The 18,558-nt window shown below is 35.9% G+C and carries 22 protein-coding genes; 5 read left to right on the top strand and 17 right to left on the bottom strand.

From position 1 onward, the window contains the following. Positions 1-299 precede the first annotated feature (299 nt). On the top strand, positions 300-626 hold the full coding sequence (locus tag ACH63V_RS16315) for a hypothetical protein (protein ID WP_263614116.1): 327 nt from the start codon (positions 300-302) through the stop codon (positions 624-626). Here the strand turns inward: ACH63V_RS16315 and ACH63V_RS16310 are convergent. The 6 genes from ACH63V_RS16310 to ACH63V_RS16285 form a co-directional block, all read right to left on the bottom strand. Then, positions 623-1,093 (bottom strand): AnBLUF65 family BLUF photoreceptors, encoded by a 471-nt coding sequence (locus ACH63V_RS16310; protein WP_263614117.1) that lies wholly within the window; start codon positions 1,091-1,093, stop codon positions 623-625. The two genes, ACH63V_RS16315 and ACH63V_RS16310, sit on opposite strands and share 4 nt — an antisense overlap. Before the next feature lie 162 nt (positions 1,094-1,255). After that, entirely contained in the window at positions 1,256-1,618 is a 363-nt protein-coding gene (locus ACH63V_RS16305; protein ID WP_396464073.1) for a NirD/YgiW/YdeI family stress tolerance protein, read from the bottom strand. Positions 1,619-1,902: 284 nt separating this feature from the next. Further along, positions 1,903-2,547, bottom strand: a complete 645-nt coding sequence (locus tag ACH63V_RS16300; protein ID WP_024439160.1) for a glycosyltransferase family 2 protein — start codon at positions 2,545-2,547, stop codon at positions 1,903-1,905. Then, positions 2,544-3,143: a class I SAM-dependent methyltransferase gene (locus tag ACH63V_RS16295; protein WP_396464072.1), complete on the bottom strand. Its 600-nt coding sequence runs from the start codon at positions 3,141-3,143 to the stop codon at positions 2,544-2,546. Before ACH63V_RS16295 ends, ACH63V_RS16300 begins: the two co-directional genes overlap by 4 nt. Continuing rightward, positions 3,118-3,912 (bottom strand): PIG-L deacetylase family protein, encoded by a 795-nt coding sequence (locus ACH63V_RS16290; protein WP_396464071.1) that lies wholly within the window; start codon positions 3,910-3,912, stop codon positions 3,118-3,120. The genes ACH63V_RS16295 and ACH63V_RS16290 overlap by 26 nt, the downstream gene beginning before the upstream one ends. Continuing rightward, a complete protein-coding gene (locus ACH63V_RS16285; RefSeq protein ID WP_396464070.1) occupies positions 3,900-4,874 on the bottom strand; it encodes an acyl-CoA dehydrogenase in 975 nt (324 codons plus the stop codon). The genes ACH63V_RS16290 and ACH63V_RS16285 overlap by 13 nt, the downstream gene beginning before the upstream one ends. 298 nt (positions 4,875-5,172) lie before the next feature. Here ACH63V_RS16285 and ACH63V_RS16280 point away from each other — a divergent pair, with 298 nt between their 5' ends. Beyond that, positions 5,173-5,406 carry a DUF2171 domain-containing protein gene (locus ACH63V_RS16280; RefSeq protein WP_024439164.1) on the top strand — a complete coding sequence of 78 codons (234 nt, stop codon included), beginning with the start codon at positions 5,173-5,175 and terminating at the stop codon, positions 5,404-5,406. Positions 5,407-5,556: 150 nt separating this feature from the next. On the opposite strand, the gene ACH63V_RS16275 is transcribed toward ACH63V_RS16280, so the two are convergent. From ACH63V_RS16275 to ACH63V_RS16265, 3 genes are all read right to left on the bottom strand, one after another. Then, the gene (locus tag ACH63V_RS16275; protein WP_396464069.1) at positions 5,557-6,954 is read right to left on the bottom strand and encodes an amino acid permease; all 1,398 of its coding nucleotides are present in this window, start codon (positions 6,952-6,954) and stop codon (positions 5,557-5,559) included. Positions 6,955-7,057: 103 nt separating this feature from the next. Beyond that, positions 7,058-8,626 carry a CoA-acylating methylmalonate-semialdehyde dehydrogenase gene (locus ACH63V_RS16270; RefSeq protein WP_396464068.1) on the bottom strand — a complete coding sequence of 523 codons (1,569 nt, stop codon included), beginning with the start codon at positions 8,624-8,626 and terminating at the stop codon, positions 7,058-7,060. A gap of 108 nt (positions 8,627-8,734) precedes the next feature. Next, positions 8,735-10,117, bottom strand: coding sequence for an aspartate aminotransferase family protein (locus ACH63V_RS16265; protein WP_396464067.1), 1,383 nt, complete (start codon positions 10,115-10,117; stop codon positions 8,735-8,737). Positions 10,118-10,214: 97 nt separating this feature from the next. Here ACH63V_RS16265 and ACH63V_RS16260 point away from each other — a divergent pair, with 97 nt between their 5' ends. Together ACH63V_RS16260 and ACH63V_RS16255 are read left to right on the top strand one after the other, a co-directional pair. Next, positions 10,215-11,132, top strand: a complete 918-nt coding sequence (locus tag ACH63V_RS16260; protein WP_396464066.1) for a LysR family transcriptional regulator — start codon at positions 10,215-10,217, stop codon at positions 11,130-11,132. Positions 11,133-11,376: 244 nt separating this feature from the next. Then, positions 11,377-12,492, top strand: coding sequence for a hypothetical protein (locus ACH63V_RS16255; RefSeq protein ID WP_396464065.1), 1,116 nt, complete (start codon positions 11,377-11,379; stop codon positions 12,490-12,492). Between the two features lie 55 nt (positions 12,493-12,547). Here the strand turns inward: ACH63V_RS16255 and ACH63V_RS16250 are convergent, their stop codons facing one another. From ACH63V_RS16250 to ACH63V_RS16220, 7 genes are all read right to left on the bottom strand, one after another. Continuing rightward, a complete protein-coding gene (locus ACH63V_RS16250) occupies positions 12,548-13,108 on the bottom strand; it encodes a TetR/AcrR family transcriptional regulator (RefSeq protein ID WP_396464064.1) in 561 nt (186 codons plus the stop codon). A 777-nt stretch (positions 13,109-13,885) separates the two neighbouring features. After that, on the bottom strand, positions 13,886-14,164 hold the full coding sequence (locus tag ACH63V_RS16245; protein ID WP_396464074.1) for a hypothetical protein: 279 nt from the start codon (positions 14,162-14,164) through the stop codon (positions 13,886-13,888). Between the two features lie 357 nt (positions 14,165-14,521). Next, positions 14,522-14,899, bottom strand: coding sequence for a hypothetical protein (locus ACH63V_RS16240; RefSeq protein ID WP_019458428.1), 378 nt, complete (start codon positions 14,897-14,899; stop codon positions 14,522-14,524). An 81-nt stretch (positions 14,900-14,980) separates the two neighbouring features. Continuing rightward, positions 14,981-15,385, bottom strand: coding sequence for a hypothetical protein (locus ACH63V_RS16235; RefSeq protein WP_396464063.1), 405 nt, complete (start codon positions 15,383-15,385; stop codon positions 14,981-14,983). A gap of 235 nt (positions 15,386-15,620) precedes the next feature. Then, positions 15,621-15,995: a hypothetical protein gene (locus ACH63V_RS16230; RefSeq protein WP_004886311.1), complete on the bottom strand. Its 375-nt coding sequence runs from the start codon at positions 15,993-15,995 to the stop codon at positions 15,621-15,623. A 70-nt stretch (positions 15,996-16,065) separates the two neighbouring features. Beyond that, positions 16,066-16,440 carry a hypothetical protein gene (locus ACH63V_RS16225; protein WP_004886310.1) on the bottom strand — a complete coding sequence of 125 codons (375 nt, stop codon included), beginning with the start codon at positions 16,438-16,440 and terminating at the stop codon, positions 16,066-16,068. A 519-nt stretch (positions 16,441-16,959) separates the two neighbouring features. After that, positions 16,960-17,292: a hypothetical protein gene (locus ACH63V_RS16220; RefSeq protein ID WP_284118112.1), complete on the bottom strand. Its 333-nt coding sequence runs from the start codon at positions 17,290-17,292 to the stop codon at positions 16,960-16,962. 130 nt (positions 17,293-17,422) lie between these two features. Between ACH63V_RS16220 and ACH63V_RS16215 the strand changes: the two genes are divergently transcribed. After that, positions 17,423-17,965, top strand: coding sequence for an RNA 2'-phosphotransferase (locus ACH63V_RS16215; RefSeq protein ID WP_396464062.1), 543 nt, complete (start codon positions 17,423-17,425; stop codon positions 17,963-17,965). A 133-nt stretch (positions 17,966-18,098) separates the two neighbouring features. Here ACH63V_RS16215 and ACH63V_RS16210 read toward each other — a convergent pair. Beyond that, positions 18,099-18,558 (bottom strand): tetratricopeptide repeat protein (locus tag ACH63V_RS16210; protein ID WP_396464061.1); only part of this gene is annotated, 460 nt, incomplete at its 5' end.

The following is an 18,558-nucleotide window of genomic DNA, read 5'->3' as shown; positions in this document are numbered from 1 at the left end:
TGTAAAATTAGATCATTTTTTATACAAATGTAGGCAATCTCTCACAACTATGTAAGCCAAAGCTTACAATACAAATGATTGTTTTTCCTATAATTAATTTCAGTACATATAAGCAATCTTTACTATTAAATAGAAAGCTGAATATTAATAAAGAGATCTGGAGAAAATGATAAAGTCATCTTTATTAATATAAAAACTCTTAATAATAGAAAAAGAATCTCAAAAAATTAATATGTACTATCTTTCCTCTGGAAACAGAGGAAAGATACCTTTTAAAATATTCAGATAGGATATAGAAAATGTTTATCGCAAAAAATATATTTGTATATTTACTATCAATGTTAGCTTTATGCTTACTAATTATTTTCTTTAATTATGTAGGAATGAACGAGACGCTTAATCTCTTAATTTCTTCAGCACTTTTCGGAATGTTTATTACGTGGTACTACAAAGGTAGTGGACTGTGTATAGCCCTTTTTAGTTTTTTTTACTGGGCAATGTTTGTGATTAGTCAAAGTTTAGAAGTGATATGGATGCTTTCGGTTTCAATGATTGTATATTTAGTCATGACTAAAATTGTACCTAAACTCAAGCACATCCATATCGGTATAGCTTCAAATAGCTAGAATGGGTTTACTCCTCGATTAACCATTCCAACTTTCTTAACCGTATTAATTTTAGTTTGCTCTGCAATTAATAGTTCATTTAAGAAAAATTTGAGATTTTGTTGATTTAGCAAAATTGGGTTAAAGGTATTCTCTCCCATGCCAAGAAAGAAAGCCTCAATATTTGTATTGCGTTGCACATATTTCATTGACCAACGTTGAAAAGAGTTTTCTTCAATGGAATATGTGCACAACCATTTAATATTGTAATGCCTTTGATCTTTCTGAATCTTCTCAAATAGCTTTTCAACAATCTCTTTTTCGCCTTCTAAACATTGAAAAAATGCATTATCGGCATAATACAGCACCCCACATATCTCGTTTAAATCGTTGAAATCACGAGCTTCAGTCAGGATATCACGCAAATCTTGTAGCAAATCTTCATTATTTTCATTTCGTTGGCTGGCATAACACAGTCGAACGTTCATAAGACTTCCGTGAAATCTAAAATTTCATAATTAATGGAATTTTCAACTTAACACACCTTTATTAGAAATACTTTATATTTCATTATTATAAAAAAATCGCAACCTTGTTGATTTCCATAAAAAAACCCGAAACTAATTCGGGCCTTTGCATTTTAAATCGTATTATTTAACACGTTCAATTTGTAAAACTTCTATATCGGTCGGTTTCATACGATGAGTATCAACCTCACCTACAATACGCACTTTATCTCCAACCTTTAACTGCCAACCATTTGCCAAATCATCATCGACATCAATCACGATTGAACCTGTTTTGTCTTTAAATTCATAATGGTCGCCAGCGATATGCTTAACGATAGTACCAGTTAAGGTTACTCCTGTTTCATCAGCTAAAGTTTTAGCTTTTGAAACAGTGACTACATTTTTTGCTGCTTGATTAAGTAAAGCGGGATCTGTTCTTGCAAATGCTGCACTACTAGTTAATAAAACAAGTCCAGTGAGTGTGGTAAATAATATTCTTTTCATGAATATTCTCCTCGTTATTTTATCTATAGCTATCTAAACAATTTATGAAAATCGTGAGTTTTAGCTTTTGTGATTTTTTGTGTCATCGTGTCAGATGTACCATATTCTTGTTGGGGAATACTTTTACATTGACTCATTTTTTTAATCGTTATAATGAAAAAAAACCACATCGGGTGATGTGGCAAAAGGTATAACTCAATGAATACTGAAACAAATGTATACCAGAGGATATGAGTTTAGAATATAAATCAATTATTAAAATAAACTTAAGAAAATAATATTAATTAAAGATTTTCTAAAAATTTTGATAAACCTTCAGGTGCTCTTCCTTCTAGTCGACTACTGGTGGTTACTCGAACTAAATTGCTCCATGTAATATTGCAGCACTGCCTGATCAATTTCTCAATCAGTGAAACATCTTCATGACAAGGAACCGGCTCAAAACCACCAACTTGCATATAAGCGGCAGCACTAAAGCTTAAATTTGCCCCATGAATATGATGATGATCCATACAGTCTTGATAATGTGACAAATACTTTTTTTGTTTCATAACCGATAAACGGCTCAGGTCATCTAAAGTCACAATACCGCAAATTGCATCGGTAGGTTGATGCAAAATTTGGCAGCGTAACCAGTCTGGGCTAACCACACTATCGGCATCGGTACAGGCCAGCCAAGTTGCTCCGTTTTGAATAAGTTGGCGAATCCCTAAGTCCCGTGCCTTTCCGACACATGCATAATTGCATTCAATCCAGCTTACTCCGTAGCGCTGTACAATTGAGCGCGACTGATCCGTACAACTATCAAGTACGACCATGACCTCGACTTGTTCATCCGGTACTTTTTCAACCGCCTCCTGAATTGATTGCAAACAGGCTGGCAAATGTTGCTCTTCATTATGCGCTGGAACTACAACACCTATTTTCATCGTAATTGTTCTCGCTGAGCTATTGATGAAGGATTAACCGTCCAAACATCGACCATAAAGTCCGGATCGTTCAGACTTAAATAGTGATGAAATGGAAAAGATTGTTGAAAGCTTTGGTGGACTTGCTGGGCATTCAATTCAAAATCTTGAATATCATGTCGCCAATGGCAACATAAAATTTCGCCTTCGGAGTTTAGTGCATGCTTTAATTTTTTAATGAACTCACCTAACTCATCGAATGTGAGGTAATACGCCACTTCACTAATTACAATCAGGTCAAATTTTTGTTCGCACAATTCTTCAGGTATTTTTCTATTTTCAACAGTTACATGTTCAAATGCTTCTAACCGTTGGGATGCGAGCTGAACGGCTTGCTTCGACACATCAATACATAACAGATGAGCCGCACGCTGAGCCAGATAAACACTTAAATGCCCATTTGAACAGCCAATTTCTAAAACTTTTTCGTAGTGTGGTCGTGTTAATAATGCAAGGCAGATTTGTCTTTTACGGGCTTCGTACCAGTGATAGTCATAGCCCCATGGGTCATTATTACTACGATACAACTCTTCAAAATACACACGAGAATGAATCACTCAGATATACCTCATAAGGCATTAAAAGACGGCTAATTGCACTTGAAGACAAAACGGCGGAATTGCCAGTGCTTTCATCAGCTTCAAGTTGTGTTTTAAATTGCATAACCGCCTGATGTTTTTTAATTAATTGGTTGTCCGTTAAGGCATAAGCTTTTGCTTTGGACCAATCAATCCGTGGGTCTAAAGGCTCTGCCCAATGCCATGCCCAAATCAATACATGTAGACAGAGTAACTGATGAGCTTTTGCAAAGGCCTGTACCGTTTTTCCGACAGCTTCGTGGTCAGGATGACCATCAAGTGCATAGCTACAAATTAAAATATCTTCAGGCTGAACTATTCTGCTGAGTGCTTGACTCAACTGATGAGCCTGTAAATGAATCTGACCATCCATTAGATTTAAAGCAATTCGTTCAGAAAAATCTGACACACCTAGACTGTCCAAAGCAGCTAAAGTTTCTTGTGGCCGTAAATCGTTTAATTCATCTGGGCTGTATTTTGTTGAGTGTGGATGGCTTTGCGTTCCATTACTGACAGCCACAATAACAAGGTGACAATTTTCTTTGACTAACTGTTGCATTAAACCACCACAGCCAAGCACTTCGTCATCGGGATGCGGAGCGACAATCACCACTCTTTTAGATTGAAATAACTGTAAATTCAGCCCGTCTAAAGGATGATTTTTAAATGCCTCTAGCCACCTGAACTTCGGTGTCCCTTCACCTGAAATCACACGGTCTTCGACCAAGGGATGCGTTAAAGTTCCCATAAGCTTTTCTCCGGCAAACAGAGCTCTGCAATAGACTCATAGTCAAAAGCTGCATGGCTCTGTCGAATAAAGACAGGCAAATCAGCAATGAGCTGTGAAAATGTAGCTTCTTCACAATAAGGCCGTGCGCCCAAAGCTTTGCCAACGAGTTGAATAACACTCTGGCAGCATTGTTCTGTTTGGGCACGTAATATACGGATTTCACGCTCATGGCTGAGCATAGGTTCGTCATCTATAAGCTTGGCAACATATTGAAAATACTGCTTAGTTACAGAGAGCTGTTGAGCTAACTCTCCCAAATACATTTTTTTAAATGCATTTGGATGGGTTTGGCAGCTTTTCTGTAAAAAACTGACTAAGCGTACCGCCGCACCATACCAACAGGCCCCGACACCGGCTGCACCATGCCAAAATCCTGGACGTTCCAAATAGCGATTTGGCTGACCTATAGCAGTAACGGGAGTATTGTCAAAATGTACTTGGGCTGTTTGGGTTCCTTGCATGCCCACTGCTTGCCAGTGACGTAGGTCAACTTGAACCGAAGGATGAGCCAATTCAACAATACAAAGCTGTGCTTGGCCTTGTTTGTCCTTATAGCTCATTAAGGCTTTTTGAATAAACTCAGCACCTGAGCACCAAGTTTTTATACCACTACACTGATTGTTCTCTACTTGTACGGGTACTGGTCCACCCTCTGCTGCCCATACGGCCCAAGTCTGATCGTCTATTTCATCTTGATAACCAAGTTCATTTAAAATACTTAAGGCATCACAATGTGATTCAAATAATTTAGCTAGACTTAAATCATACCCTGCCACTTGAGCAAACATTTGCCACCGCTGATAGGTTTGACCTGAAGCTGGATAGGGTAAATTTTTAGCTAATCTTACCAATTCGCGAAGCAAATCTTGGCGTAGCTGACTTTTGTTTTCAGGCTGAGCATGCTCGAATTCACTCAACATACTCAAGACTGTCATATTTATAGATATTTTAATATTCATTACAAATAATTATTCAAAAGTATTCACTTAAACATATCGAAATAATTCTGTTTAATTAAAGATATAAAATGTAATGAAAAGATATTTTCTATAACTTTATTAAATGAATATTTCTTTTTATTTCATTGTTATCTAAATATATCGCTTAAGTGAAATTATAAAATAATCATGTAAGGTTTATTAAAAAACAAAGATTTCTGCTGTTTTATCCAGTAATTTAGTTTCTACCGTTTTTCTATTTCCAAAGAAGAGGTCCAAAATGAGTACTTTAAATATTAATGATATTAAAAAACATGCAGACGTTATTGCTTCTTGTGGTACTAAAGTAGGGACTGTCGATCATCTAGAAGGTGAAAATCAGTTGAAACTCACTCGTGATGAAAATGATCAACATCACCTTATTCCTACTTCTTGGATTGGGGAGGTAAAAGATGATCAAGTCATTTTAAATAAAAACTCAAAAGAAGTTCAAGAAAACTGGCAAGCCATTTAAACTTCTTTGCACAGTGATTTTCTAACTGTGCAGCTTATTTAAAAAGATAAACAACAATTAAAATAAAACAATTAGAATTAAAACAGTAAAAAGCTCCTTTTCATTAAGGAGCTTTTTATTTATAGCATTAAAATTTTTATTTAATATTTTTTATAAGTTACTCTGATTTATCGCAACCGAACGGGTTGCTTTACGCTTTCGGGTCACAAATAATCCGCAACCCACCACAGCTAAAGTCACACCTAATGATAAAGTGGTTTCATAACTATAGGCTGGCGAGAAAAACATATAAGCCAATACACTTAAAATAATGATAATCACAAACCAAGTGAGCCATGGAAATAGCCACATTTTAAATGGAATTTCCGCTCCAGTTGCCTCGAGCTTATGTCTTAGACGCAATTGTGAAAACGCAATAACCAAGTACACCAGCAAAGCAATCGAACCTGTACTTGAAAGCAATAAGCTAAACACTTTTCCCGGAAATACATAGTTAATGACACAGCACACTAAACCAATAAAAGTTGAGGAAAACACCGCAATGGCAGGTACACCAGCATAATTCACTTTAGTCACTGCTTGCGGTGCTTCATTGCGTGTTCCTAAACGGAATAACATACGAGAAGAGGTATAAATTGCCGCATTCATACAGCTCGCCACGGCGATAAACACGACCGTATCAATAATAAGTTTAGTGCCCGGTACGTTTAAGCTCATTAAAACGTATTGGAATGTCCCGTACTTTTGTAAGTCCGGTGAACGCCAATCGACAAGTGAAACAGCAATAAACATTGAGACCACAAAGAAAAGAATAATACGGTACAACACAAGGTTCGTTGCACGTCTAATTTTCTGTTTAGGGTTAGATGACTCGGCTGCAGCAATCGAGACAATTTCCACCCCAAAGAATGAAAATGCCGTAATTAAAATGGCAGATAAAATGCCTCCCATACCGTGCGGCATAAAGCCAGCGTTGTTATATAAATTGGCAACTCCACTGACATTTTTAGCTAAAGGCCAAATACCAGAAATTGCCAAAATACCAATAATAATGAAGCCAATAATGGCAACCACTTTGACCAAAGAAAACCAGAACTCAAACTCACCAAAACTTTTGGTACTAAAAAAGTTGGCTAAGCTTAAGAACACAATAAAGCAAAACGCATAGATAGAAACCGAAACGCTCGGAAACCACGAATGTAAAATTTCAGCACCTGCAATAGCTTCTACCGGAATCGCAAGTACCCAAAACCACCAATACAACCAACCAATGGTAAAGCCTGCCCACGGGCCAATGGCTTTACGGGCATAGGTAGAAAATGAACCTGTGTCCGGCTCTAAAACGGCCATTTCACCTAACATGCGCATCACCAGAAATACCATAATGCTGGTAATCAGGTATGCAAGAATCACTGCCGGGCCTGCTTTGGCAATTGCAGAAGATGAACCGACAAATAAACCTGCGCCAATAACACCGCCAATACTAATCATTGTGATATGGCGATTTGAGAGTCCTTCGCCTAATTTTTTTGTTCTATCATTATTCATATTTCATTCCTTAAAAATATATCCATAAAAACAATTTATTACATGTTTAAAATCCTACAGTCATGAAAAAAGGGAAAACTGCTGTTTTCCCTGATAATAAAAATTAATTTAAAGTCGGCATTGAGAACTGTTTTGCTTCACGGACTTGAGCCGATGGCCAGCGTTGTGTAATGGTTTTACGGCGTGTGTAGAAACGGACGCCATCTGGACCATACGCATGTAAATCACCAAACAATGAACGTTTCCAGCCACCAAAGCTATGGTAAGCCACAGGTACCGGTAAAGGCACATTAATACCCACCATACCAACTTGAATGTGACTGCTAAAATAGCGAGCTGCCTCACCGTCGCGGGTATAGATACAAGTACCATTTCCATATTCATGGTCATTAATGAGCTGCATCGCTTCTTGCATGCTATTCACACGCATAACTTGCAACACAGGACCAAAAATTTCTTGCTGGTAACTGGTCATGTTTGGTGTGACTTGGTCAATTAAAGTGGGCCCCACAAAGAAACCTTTTTCGTAGCCTGCCGGTTTTGCATCACGGCCATCGACCACAATTTTTGCGCCTTGCTGCTCCGCACTTTGAATATAAGCCTGCACTTTGTCTTTATGTGCTTGGGTAATCAGTGGGCCAAAGTCGTTACTTGCATCTGCATAGTTACCGAACTTTAATTTTTTCATTTCTTGAGTGAGCTTATCAATCACAACATCGGCAACTTCATCGCCAATGGCAACCGCAACCGACAGTGCCATACAACGTTCGCCAGAAGAGCCAAAAGCAGCGCCTAATAATGAAGTCACTACGTTATCAATATCGGCATCAGGCATAATAATCGCGTGGTTTTTTGCACCGCCTAATGCTTGGCAACGTTTACCTGTTGAAGTCGCTGTACGGTAAATATATTCAGCAATTGGTGTTGAACCCACAAAACTGACTGCCTGAATACGTGGATGATGCAATAAGGCATCTACCGCCTCTTTATCACCATTCACCACGTTAAACACGCCGTCGGGTAAACCCGCCTGTTTTAAAAGTTCAGCAAGGTATAAAACCACAGAAGGCGCTTTTTCAGAAGGTTTTAAAATAAAGCAGTTACCACAGACTAATGCCATTGGGAACATCCATAAAGCCACCATGGCTGGGAAGTTAAATGGAGTAATCCCAGCCACAACACCTAGCGGTTGGAATTCACTCCATGAGTCGATATCTGGACCGACATTTTTTGAAAACTCCCCTTTTAAAAGCTCTGGCGCGCCGCAAGCATATTCAACGTTTTCAATACCGCGTTGCAATTCACCTTGAGCATCATGAGAAATTTTGCCGTGCTCTTGCCCAATCAAAGCGCAAATCTTTTCGGCATTTTGCTCTAATAATTGTTTAAACTTGAACATGACACGCGCACGTTTAATAACTGGTGTATCGCGCCATGCAGGAAATGCTTGCTCGGCTACCTGAACTGCTTCATTTACCGTTTGAGCATCTGCAATTTCGACTTCTTTACTAATTTCACCCGTCGCAGGATTGTAAACTGGCTGTTTTCTTGCCGTTTTAGATACAATTCTTCCTTGAATGAAATGCCCTAGCACTTTTTTGGCTTGTTCGCTATGCGTACTATTTTCAGTTGAAACTTCGTCATAGCTAAAATTTTCTAGGCCATTTGTCATTATTGTTACTCCTTACTACAATTAGTTTTCAGATCAAACTGTATTTTTCATTTGGTTTCTAAAGAGCATCTATTACCGTTATAGACGCCCATGAAATGTCTCTAAGCCTTAATTCACTTGATAAAGCGCATCGCCCACGGCATTCATTAAGCGGTCAATATCAGCCTCAGTGCTGTTAAACATTGGACCGAACTGAAGCGTGTCACCCCCAAAGCGAACATAGAAACCTTCTTTCCAAAGTTTCATACCAAGCTCAAAACCTCGAATGGTGGCATCGCCATCACGCGGAGCTAACTGCAAAGCTCCAATCAAGCCACAGTTACGTATGTCTAAAATGTACGGTGCGCCTTTTAAACCGTGTAGCATTTTTTCAAAACTTGGAGCCAACGCCGCAGATTGAGCTAACAGGTTTTTCTTTTCTAAAACTTCAAGCGCAGCTAAAGCAGCCGCACAAGCAACCGGATGTGCCGAATAGGTATAGCCGTGAGTAAATTCAATGGCGTGTTCTGGTAAGTCTTGCTGCATAAAGGCAGAGTAAATTTCATGGCTAGCCACCACACCACCTAAAGGAATGGCACCGTTGGTGACTTGTTTAGCAAAGTTCAAAATATCTGGCGTAACTCCGAAATATTCCGCCCCCGTCCACGTTCCTAAACGGCCAAAACCTGTAATCACCTCATCAAAAATTAACAAGATGTCATGCTGATCACAGATCTCTCTTAAACGCTGTAAATAACCCGTTGGCGGCACAATACAACCTGCCGAGCCAGAAATAGGCTCTACAATGACGGCTGCAATATTTGAAGCATCGTGTAGCTCAATTAATTTAAGCATTTCATTGGCAAGTTCTACCCCACCTGTTTCTGCACAGCCTTTGGTAAAAGTTAAATTTGGCTGCAAGGTATGCGGCAAATGGTCTACATCCATAAGTTGACCAAACATTTTACGGTTGCCACCAATACCGCCTAAGCTGGTTCCCGCAACGTTTACACCATGGTAGCCACGCGCCCGACCAATCAATTTGGTTTTACTTGGTTTGCCTTTAATACGCCAATAGGCACGTGCCATTTTTATAGACGTATCTGCCGACTCTGAACCTGAGTTGGTAAAGAAAACGTGTTGTAGTTTTTCGGGCATATGCTGAACAATTTTATCTGCCAGCTTAAAAGACAATGGATGACCAAACTGAAAAGCTGGTGAATAGTCTAGCTGACCTAACTGAGCGCTCACCGCTTGTTGAATTTCGGGTAAGGTATGGCCTGCACCACACGTCCATAGGCCTGAGAGTGAGTCATAAATTTCACGCCCCGAATCATCAATTAGATACGATCCTTTGGCACCCACAATCATACGTGGGTCTTTAGCAAAGTTTCGGTTTGCTGAAAAAGGCATCCAGTGTGCCTGATAATTTATATGCATATTATTATTGGTTTGAACCGCGTCCAAAGTATGTTCAGAGTCGCTGAATTTATCCGTATCAAACATAACCATTCCTGTTTATTTTCAAATTATGGTTTGAGTGTACATAGCGAGATAAGTTTGATAAATTCAAATTATCTTGAGTTTAGATTTAAAAAAACAAAACTAAATGAAACCTAAAAAATTAAATCAAGTTACTGATTTTGATATAAAACTTCTTAAAATTTTTAAAACGGTTTGCGACTGTCACAGCTTTACATCTGCCGAAAGTATTTTAGGTATTAGCCGCTCTGCAATTAGTTTGCATATGAGTGATTTAGAAAATCGTTTGGGCATTCGACTATGTCAGCGAGGCCGTGCTGGGTTTGCCCTCACCGATGAAGGACGGGAAATTTTAGAATATATTGAAGTACTCACAGCAGCGATTGAAGACTTCCGCTCTAAAGTCAACCAAATGCATAACCGCCTCAAGGGTGAGTTTAATATCGGGATTATTAACAACCTTGTGACTATGCCTAAAGGCTATATCACCAACACCTTGACTCAACTTGCCGAAGAGCATGCCGAAGTTATTATTAATATTAGTATGAGCACCCTTTCAGATATTGAGTGCCGTGTGCTCGATAACCGTTTGCATGCAGGCGTTATTCCCCTTGTAACGCCTTTGTCTGGTTTAGATTATTTCGACTTATATAGTGAAAGTTCATTTTTATACTGCGGCAAAAACCATCCTTTATTTAACCAATGTAGTAGCATCAATTTAAATGAATTAAAAAAATGGCAAGCTATTCTTCCTAATTATGCCATTACCTCGGAAGCAGCAAAGTTGCATCAGCTTTTAGATTGTAAAGCGACTGCAAGTGACCGTGAAGGTATTGCCTTTCTTATTTTAACTGGAAAATTCTTAGGCTTTTTACCCGACCACTATGCAAAAAAATGGGTTGAAGACGGTGTGATGCAACCTGTTTTAAAAGACAAAATGCACTACAGCACCCCTATATGCTTAATTACTCATAAGGGTAAAAACCACAATAATATTTTAAAAACCTTTATGGAGATGCTTGAGAAACGAATCAGTAATGATTAAAAATAGTTATATATAGATAGAAAGATATAGATAATTTTATAAATAATGAATATTTTTATTTAAAAAAACTTCATAATAGAAATTTATAAAATCAAAGCTGCATAGGGGCTTTTTAAGTAAGATGACTATCCAGTATATTTAAATCAATTTAATATTTAACAAATATAAATTAACAGTCTGTTTTTAATCAATAAAAAATATATAATCACCCCGCAAAGTAAACATAAATACTTAAGGTTTATTCATGAAAAAAATTTCAATTTTAGCAGTTTCTATTTCATTTATTATATTAACGGGGTGCGGTGGAGGCAGTTCAAGCTCTAATAATACTGAAAATGTATCATCGCAAGGTCAAGGGCAATCTACTCAAAATGGAAATAGTCTAAAGTGTGACAAAGGTATTCTCTTAAACTCTACGCTTTCAACCAATACAATTTTTGATGAGCCGTTATACTCTCTTACATACAATTATAAGCAAGTGCCTACAGCTAATAGTTTTAATATAGTTGGTCAATTGTATGCAGATGAATTTCAAAGAAATGGGCAGATGATATATTCATCTCCTAAAGCAATTTATAATGTAACTGCTGACGAAGTTGAAAGTAGTTCGGCTGAAGATGTTGTACAAACTTACGACCTTAACTCTTTTGGTCTTTTCACTAAAAAGACTTATCAGAAGCAAAATAATGGTTGGCCTGAGGGCTATATTGTTGCATCACAAGGCTCACAAATTACAACTGCTCAATTTAATGATACTTGTAGTTTAAATTCAGATAATGTTAGTTTCGATTATGAGAAAATTGATGTTTCCGGTAAAAAAATAACTGATATTTTCCCACCTGATACAGCGAATGCAACAACTAAAGATACAGACTATATCAATAATCAATTTTCTCGTATTCTTAAAGATAATCAAACAGCCTTTGCAAACTTAGTAAATAGTAACGCAACTTTCCCAAGCGGTTCTTTTGTTTATGTACCGAAGTCTGTTGTTTATAACAATACCGAATTTTATTTATTTGATAGCTCACTCACTGATTTCAAAACCCTAGCTGAATGGCAACAAAAATATTATCAAAACTTTAATTATAAATTTGATACTGTTGCTGGTTATAAGGTGACTTATTTTGTAGATAGTGCAGGTAACCCAATTTATGACAATGGTAAGGATCCAGCCATTGAAATGAATGGCAAAATCTATGATGGTGAATGGCAAGTTAAAGGTAATGTTATCTCTGAAACCTATGGTGCACCACCAACTACATGGAACACCAACTACCAATCAAAAAGTGACTTTGCTTTATTCAATAAAACAAGTTATGACTTTCTTGCTACCCAAATCCAAACTTACTATAAGTAAAATTTAAAACCTGTATATCCCAAAGTACCTTACCCATGTACTTTGGGATATTTATCTAAACCAGACCAACCTTCAGTAAAAAGTAATCTAGCGCCTTATCTGTTTCACCTGTACTGCTGTTATTCACAAGTGGGATAATTGCACCCTCAATCACATATAAAAAGAGTCTGGCCTCATTAAATGATGCATCGGCTTTTAATGTTCTAAATAAGCTATAGATTTCATTGGTCAGCCATGTTCTGTACCTTACCGCGGTTTGATAGGCGTTTGGATAGCTATTTTTAATTTCAAAAACGGCCTTAAATAATAAGTAATATGGCCCTTCTATATCGCTATGTAAAAAATAAAGTTTCTTGAGTTTATCGATTGCGGCTGTGTCATGGTCATATTCCACTAGTGCAGTCACTTGATCTTGAAGTCGTTCTTTTTGCACAATTAGACAAATATCAATGAAGCGTTGTTTAGAGTGAAAATAGTTATAAAACGTCATTTTTGTGACTTCGGTTTCCCTCACAATCTTGTCGACGCCAACGGTGTGAAATCCACCGTGATGGAACAGATGAATCCCTTTTTTTACAACTTCAAAAGCACGTGTTGGGAGCGTTAAATTTGGCATAGTTTTACCGTTATAAAATAAATTTTTGTTGTATATAAAAGAGATATAAAAATCTGTGCCCTTTCTGGGAGAAAAAAAGGCACAGCAAAACCCATAAAGACTGTGCTTGGCACATCTCGAGTTTTATAGTTGCTAAGTTTTTGGTCGTGATGATTTAAAGCTTGATAAACCTAATGGCGATCAAACTCGTTAACAAACTAAGTTGTGTTGTTATAGCTTTTGGCAAAGGCTGCCAAGAAATAATGGATGTGCAAAGCCGACTCCTTTTTATTTGGAGTTCTGCCAGACATTAAAATTATGGTGGCAGAACGAAGGGGGTTCGCAGACTGGCTTCAAGACCCAGCACACCCGAAGGTGTCCCCCTCCGTTCCACCATAGAGGGGGCGCGAGGGTATACACACTAAAAGAAGAATCTTTTAATGCTCTTGAAGTACGGTCTGCGACAACCGACTGGCAATGTAGGCCAGCACGCAAAGGATAATAGTCACTCTATTTATCGTCAAGCACAAAAAGTGACAACTGTTTTAAAATAAATCAGACAAAGTATTTGATAAATCAGTGGGTTTTAAGATGGACTACAAAATCGACGGGTAAAATCAGATGTTGTTATTTCTATAGTTTTTTTAAAAATATTTGAGTTCAGCAATAAAAGATTGCGCTAATTTATGTAGTAGTTCATGAGAATAAATTATAAAACTAAGCCTCTTACTCGCAGTTGGCTTGAGGCTTGGTAAATTCATTTCAATAGCACCCGTTTAAAGATGCTACACAAAATAATTAATGGTTCTTTTTAGAGAATTTATGACCTTTAGGAAGTGGAGCATCACATGGTTGATCCGTCTTTACATCGACCATTTTCACTGGTCCATCATTGTAGACCGTTACTTTACAGCCTTTTACAACATATTCCTGTTCAATACCACCGTACATTTCATCCTCAGAAACAGGAGCTACAGAAGTTACCGCATCACAAGCTTCATCAGCACGACATTGACCGTTCATTCCACTAACATCAGTTCCACCCGCTTCTGCCACTTCTGCTCCAGCGGCTTCCATTGCATCAACCTCTTCAACCTGTATCTTTGCTGCATATATATTTGAAAGACTCATCATCAGAAAAACTGCAAGAAAGAACTTACTACTGCGATTTATTAAATTCATGTTTTATCCATATCTATTGATTTGAAATTGGTGCGTTCTGAGAAGGAAAAGCTTCAATTTTTCTATTTTTCAAAAATATTAAAAAATTTTTAGAAGCCATACAATGTCATATAATTAGGTTAATTGGGGAGTAATTTTTTAAGCTATCTTAACTTTCATAGATAACGTCATACTGACCAGTTAACTCTTCTCTTAAAAGATCGAACAATTCACTTCCTAATAGTTTCGCTTTTACAACATAACTAATTTTATTTATAAATTTTTCAGCCAATCTGGTTCCTCTTCTGCAATAATGTCAACATACTCTCTATTTTCAATAACTTTAATCCAACCACCACTCCACAGCTCAAACATAGACAGTTTTTCAATAATATATAAATTGTTATCAAGCTTAGATATAGAAATCATCCCAAATTTATCATGAATATATTCGCCACCTGCACCTGCTGGTACACGAGCATCTATATCTTTATGATTCCAATTCAAAACTTTTCCTGTTACCTGCGGAACAGCCTCCAAAAACTCAATTTCAAATGTACTAGATATTTTGCACACACATGGAATATCATTTACTTCCAATATTTTTTTTGTATACAAGTTATCTTCAAAATTAACGATTACTTCTAACATTCTTTATAATTCCTAGCTATTACTGTTTCACCAGTAAATACTTTTATATCACTATATTTTTGATACGCTATTAAATATTATCTACAGCTTTAAGTTGATTATATTATTAACAATTTCCACTACATCTACATCTTCATCCAAATACTTTTCATACCAATAATCTATTTTATTAAGAGGATTAAAAATAACACCTAAACAACCACCTTGATTATTATCAATATAAAAAGACATATCATTATTTAAACAATACTTTTCAATATCAAAAAGAATTGTAGGCACTACCCGCACATAATCATCATAAATATAGTAATATAGGCAATTATTGTTAACAAAACTACCTAAAATAAAATACTTCTCCCCTACGGTTAAAGCATAATCATAATTATAGTCATAATCATAATTTACTGATAACTTGAAAAAACTATTTAAACTACTCCCTTTTTCAACTAATGCTTTTCCAATGGAATTAGAAATACATTCAACCACAGTTATTACTCCTATTGAACTTTCGCTCGCTGCTCAACATTATCTACAGTTTTATCACTTACTCCTACGAGTCTAGATGCTGAAGCAAGTCTTGCTAAAGCCCTGCTTCCTGTTACAATTCAGTATGTAAAGCCTGTATGCTAGTTGCATATGTATTTGAAAGACTCATCATCAGAAAAACTGCAAGAAAGAACGTACTACTGCGATTGATTAAATTCATGTTTTATTCATAGCTTTAATATTCATCAGGATCCGTATCCCACAAATTAGGATTTGGTTCCGCATATATAGAGTTCTCAATAACTTTACACCAGCCTATACCATTTAAAAACATACTTAAATCTAAAATCTTGAAATGATCTTTATCAATTCTTTCTAATGTAATTAAACTACGTTTATAGTACATATATTCACCTCCAGAGCCAGCAGGCACTCTTTTATTTAATTCGCTCCATGACCATTCTAAAACTTGTCCAGATATATGAGGAACAGTCTCAAAAAAATCAATATTAAATATACTATTTATCCTCACCAAACACGGAATATTTTCACACTCCAACATCATTTCAGAATGTAAATTATTTGGAAGTTTAAGATCTAAAATAAACATTTATTTATAATTCCGCAGAATAATACTTTCACATGTAAAGAATTTATTAAAATCTTCTATTGGAGTTAGGTCATAAATCTTTCAACCAATCTGGCTCTTCAACTTCAGCTACATGGCTATATTCTCTATTTTCAACTACTGGAAGCCATCCACTTCCTGATTCGAACATAGACAAGTTTTCAATAATATATAAATCTTTCTCAAGCTTAGATAAAGTAATTAATCCATATTTATAATGAAGATATTCCCCACCAGCACCTGCGGATACTCTTAAATCAATTTCTTTATACTCCCAACCTGTTACAAAACCTGTAACCTGAGGATAAGCGACTAAAAAGTCGATTTCAAATTTTTCAGCAATCTTACATAAACACGGTATTTGTGATGTTTTAAGCATATTTTCTGTATGAAGATCATCTTCAAATTTAGCATGAACTTGTAACACTATTTATAATTCCTAATTATTACTATTTCGCCAGTGAATGCCTTTTTAAAGCTTTCTATCGGAATATAACATGATGTATTGGATGGCTCCTGTATTGCTAATACAGTTACTAAAACCAATACTAGATTTAACTTCAAATAGTGAATACTTTTTATATCACTATGGTTTTGATACGCTTGTATACAGCCATCTGCTTCAAAATAAATTAAAAAGATATGTAGTTAACGTAAAAAATAACATTGCCCATGAGACATTTCTTAATGATTTCGGCCCATAAATTCCCATTATCACTAAAATAATTGGTTGTACGAAAATACCAACTTTTTGAAAAAAACTAAGCTCATCAAGCATAAATAATATCCCAAATAGAAATTTACTTCTAATCCCGTCAAAATACCTGTAATTGTCACACTGTTGATTTTAGTACTACTTTTGCAATACTTTTTTCATCCCATATAGACTTATTTCTCTAGATAAATAACCCTTTAAAGAAATCTTCAAGCAATAAAGGTCATTGAATTAAGTAAAATCTTGCTTACTATCAAGCCATCTTAACTTAGAAAAAAGTGCTAAAGAATCTGGGTCACGTTCTAATAATTTATCTAATAAGCCATCTTCAGCTAAAGCCCAATGAAGCATCATAAAATGACTACAACCATCATTACCATAATAGACCATCTCATACCGTACTTTAGGATCTTTTATTTCTATTTCTCTCTGCTTAAATGCAATTAGTTCATTACCATGTTCCCCAGAAATTCCATAAAACAATATATCGTTATTACTATGGTATATGCCGTATATATAAATAGTGTCATCATTCCACTCTTCACTTAAAGATATACCTAACACAGTTAACTCCTTTATTAAGCACCTAACAATGAACCAACAATTTTCATGTCAATTTTTTAGTTTCACTATAAGACTACTCTTAAGTTAATAAAATCATTAAAATATAAAAAACTCTAATACTCTTATATCTATGAACGAAAAAGCAATTAGCCAATATTTAAGTTTTATTCTAAGACACAAACCAGAAGAAATTAATCTAACATTAGATCGTGAAGGTTGGGCAAATGTTGGAGAGTTAATTTCCAAGTCACAACCAGTCAAGAATGTAGATTTAGATGAAGAAATTATTAAGGATATTGTGAACAATAGTGATAAAAAGCGGTTCCAAATTTCTGACGATGGAAAATATATTCGTGCTGTACAAGGCCACTCAACCACAAGTGTTGATATCACGCTAAATAAGCTTGTACCACCAGTTTCTCTTTATCATGGTACAGCTCAAAGGTTTATAAATTCTATAAAAGAACAAGGTTTAATCTCTAAAGATCGTCAATATGTACATCTAACAGAAAACAAAGACACTGCCCTATCCGTAGGAGCACGTTATGGCAAACCTGAGATTTTAATTATTCATGCTTTAGAAATGCATAAGAATGGATTCGAATTTTTCCAAGCTGAAAATGGAGTCTGGTTGGTTAAACATATACCAGTAAAGTTTATTGTTTTTCAGTAGAATGAAAATTATGCTTTCACTCAGAAGTGGAAGCATTTTTCAACAATACTAAAAAATTTAGAAGTTATATAAGTCACATTCTTAAGTTAATTTGGCAACAATTTTTTAAGATATTTTAACTTTAAACTAAACTCTACCAATTATTCATTGGAGGAGCCTTAATCCCTAATACTTCAAGTCGTTTTATCTCATTTTCTATATTTTTCAATTCATTTTGGTTTTCGACTGAACTTAAATTCATTTTTTGCAACACCATTTTCAGATTTAAATACAAAGTTATATCATTAGGAGTGATTTTTATTGCATCTCTGTAACATTTAGCTGCTTTCTCATATTCATGTAATTTACCTAACATTCCACCTAAATCGATATAAGGATCAACAAATATTGGATCTATATCTATAGATTCAACATAATGAGCAAATGCATCATCATATTTTTTTAATCTCTCATATCCTATTCCACTTAAATAATGATATCTTGATAATTTGGCATTAGGATCACTTTTTAAAACTTTTTTAAAAAAATGTATTGCATTATTAAAATCTCTTTTATAAAAGTAATAATTTCCAAGAATTTCATCCCTTATATAC

Origin of the sequence: Acinetobacter sp. ABJ-A23_2, assembly GCF_044538765.1 — a bacterium.
Lineage (GTDB): Bacteria > Pseudomonadota > Gammaproteobacteria > Pseudomonadales > Moraxellaceae > Acinetobacter > Acinetobacter nosocomialis_A.
Note: the sequence above shows the minus strand (reverse complement) of the source record. Positions and strands in the feature narration are given on the sequence as shown.

What these genes read in the sequence shown, in the direction of transcription:
- ACH63V_RS16310 (WP_263614117.1), bottom strand. Translation starts at nt 1,093, where the DNA reads ATGAACGTTCGACTGTGTTATGCCAGCCAACGAAATGAAAATAATGAA.
- ACH63V_RS16305 (WP_396464073.1), bottom strand. Translation starts at nt 1,618, where the DNA reads ATGAAAAGAATATTATTTACCACACTCACTGGACTTGTTTTATTAACT.
- ACH63V_RS16240 (WP_019458428.1), bottom strand. Translation starts at nt 14,899, where the DNA reads ATGTTAGAAGTAATCGTTAATTTTGAAGATAACTTGTATACAAAAAAA.
- ACH63V_RS16315 (WP_263614116.1), top strand. Translation starts at nt 300, where the DNA reads ATGTTTATCGCAAAAAATATATTTGTATATTTACTATCAATGTTAGCT.
- ACH63V_RS16270 (WP_396464068.1), bottom strand. Translation starts at nt 8,626, where the DNA reads ATGACAAATGGCCTAGAAAATTTTAGCTATGACGAAGTTTCAACTGAA.
- ACH63V_RS16265 (WP_396464067.1), bottom strand. Translation starts at nt 10,117, where the DNA reads ATGGTTATGTTTGATACGGATAAATTCAGCGACTCTGAACATACTTTG.
- ACH63V_RS16280 (WP_024439164.1), top strand. Translation starts at nt 5,173, where the DNA reads ATGAGTACTTTAAATATTAATGATATTAAAAAACATGCAGACGTTATT.
- ACH63V_RS16285 (WP_396464070.1), bottom strand. Translation starts at nt 4,874, where the DNA reads ATGTTGAGTGAATTCGAGCATGCTCAGCCTGAAAACAAAAGTCAGCTA.
- ACH63V_RS16215 (WP_396464062.1), top strand. Translation starts at nt 17,423, where the DNA reads ATGAACGAAAAAGCAATTAGCCAATATTTAAGTTTTATTCTAAGACAC.
- ACH63V_RS16290 (WP_396464071.1), bottom strand. Translation starts at nt 3,912, where the DNA reads ATGGGAACTTTAACGCATCCCTTGGTCGAAGACCGTGTGATTTCAGGT.
- ACH63V_RS16230 (WP_004886311.1), bottom strand. Translation starts at nt 15,995, where the DNA reads ATGTTTATTTTAGATCTTAAACTTCCAAATAATTTACATTCTGAAATG.
- ACH63V_RS16275 (WP_396464069.1), bottom strand. Translation starts at nt 6,954, where the DNA reads ATGAATAATGATAGAACAAAAAAATTAGGCGAAGGACTCTCAAATCGC.
- ACH63V_RS16300 (WP_024439160.1), bottom strand. Translation starts at nt 2,547, where the DNA reads ATGAAAATAGGTGTTGTAGTTCCAGCGCATAATGAAGAGCAACATTTG.
- ACH63V_RS16245 (WP_396464074.1), bottom strand. Translation starts at nt 14,164, where the DNA reads ATGGAAGCCGCTGGAGCAGAAGTGGCAGAAGCGGGTGGAACTGATGTT.
- ACH63V_RS16260 (WP_396464066.1), top strand. Translation starts at nt 10,215, where the DNA reads ATGAAACCTAAAAAATTAAATCAAGTTACTGATTTTGATATAAAACTT.
- ACH63V_RS16255 (WP_396464065.1), top strand. Translation starts at nt 11,377, where the DNA reads ATGAAAAAAATTTCAATTTTAGCAGTTTCTATTTCATTTATTATATTA.
- ACH63V_RS16250 (WP_396464064.1), bottom strand. Translation starts at nt 13,108, where the DNA reads ATGCCAAATTTAACGCTCCCAACACGTGCTTTTGAAGTTGTAAAAAAA.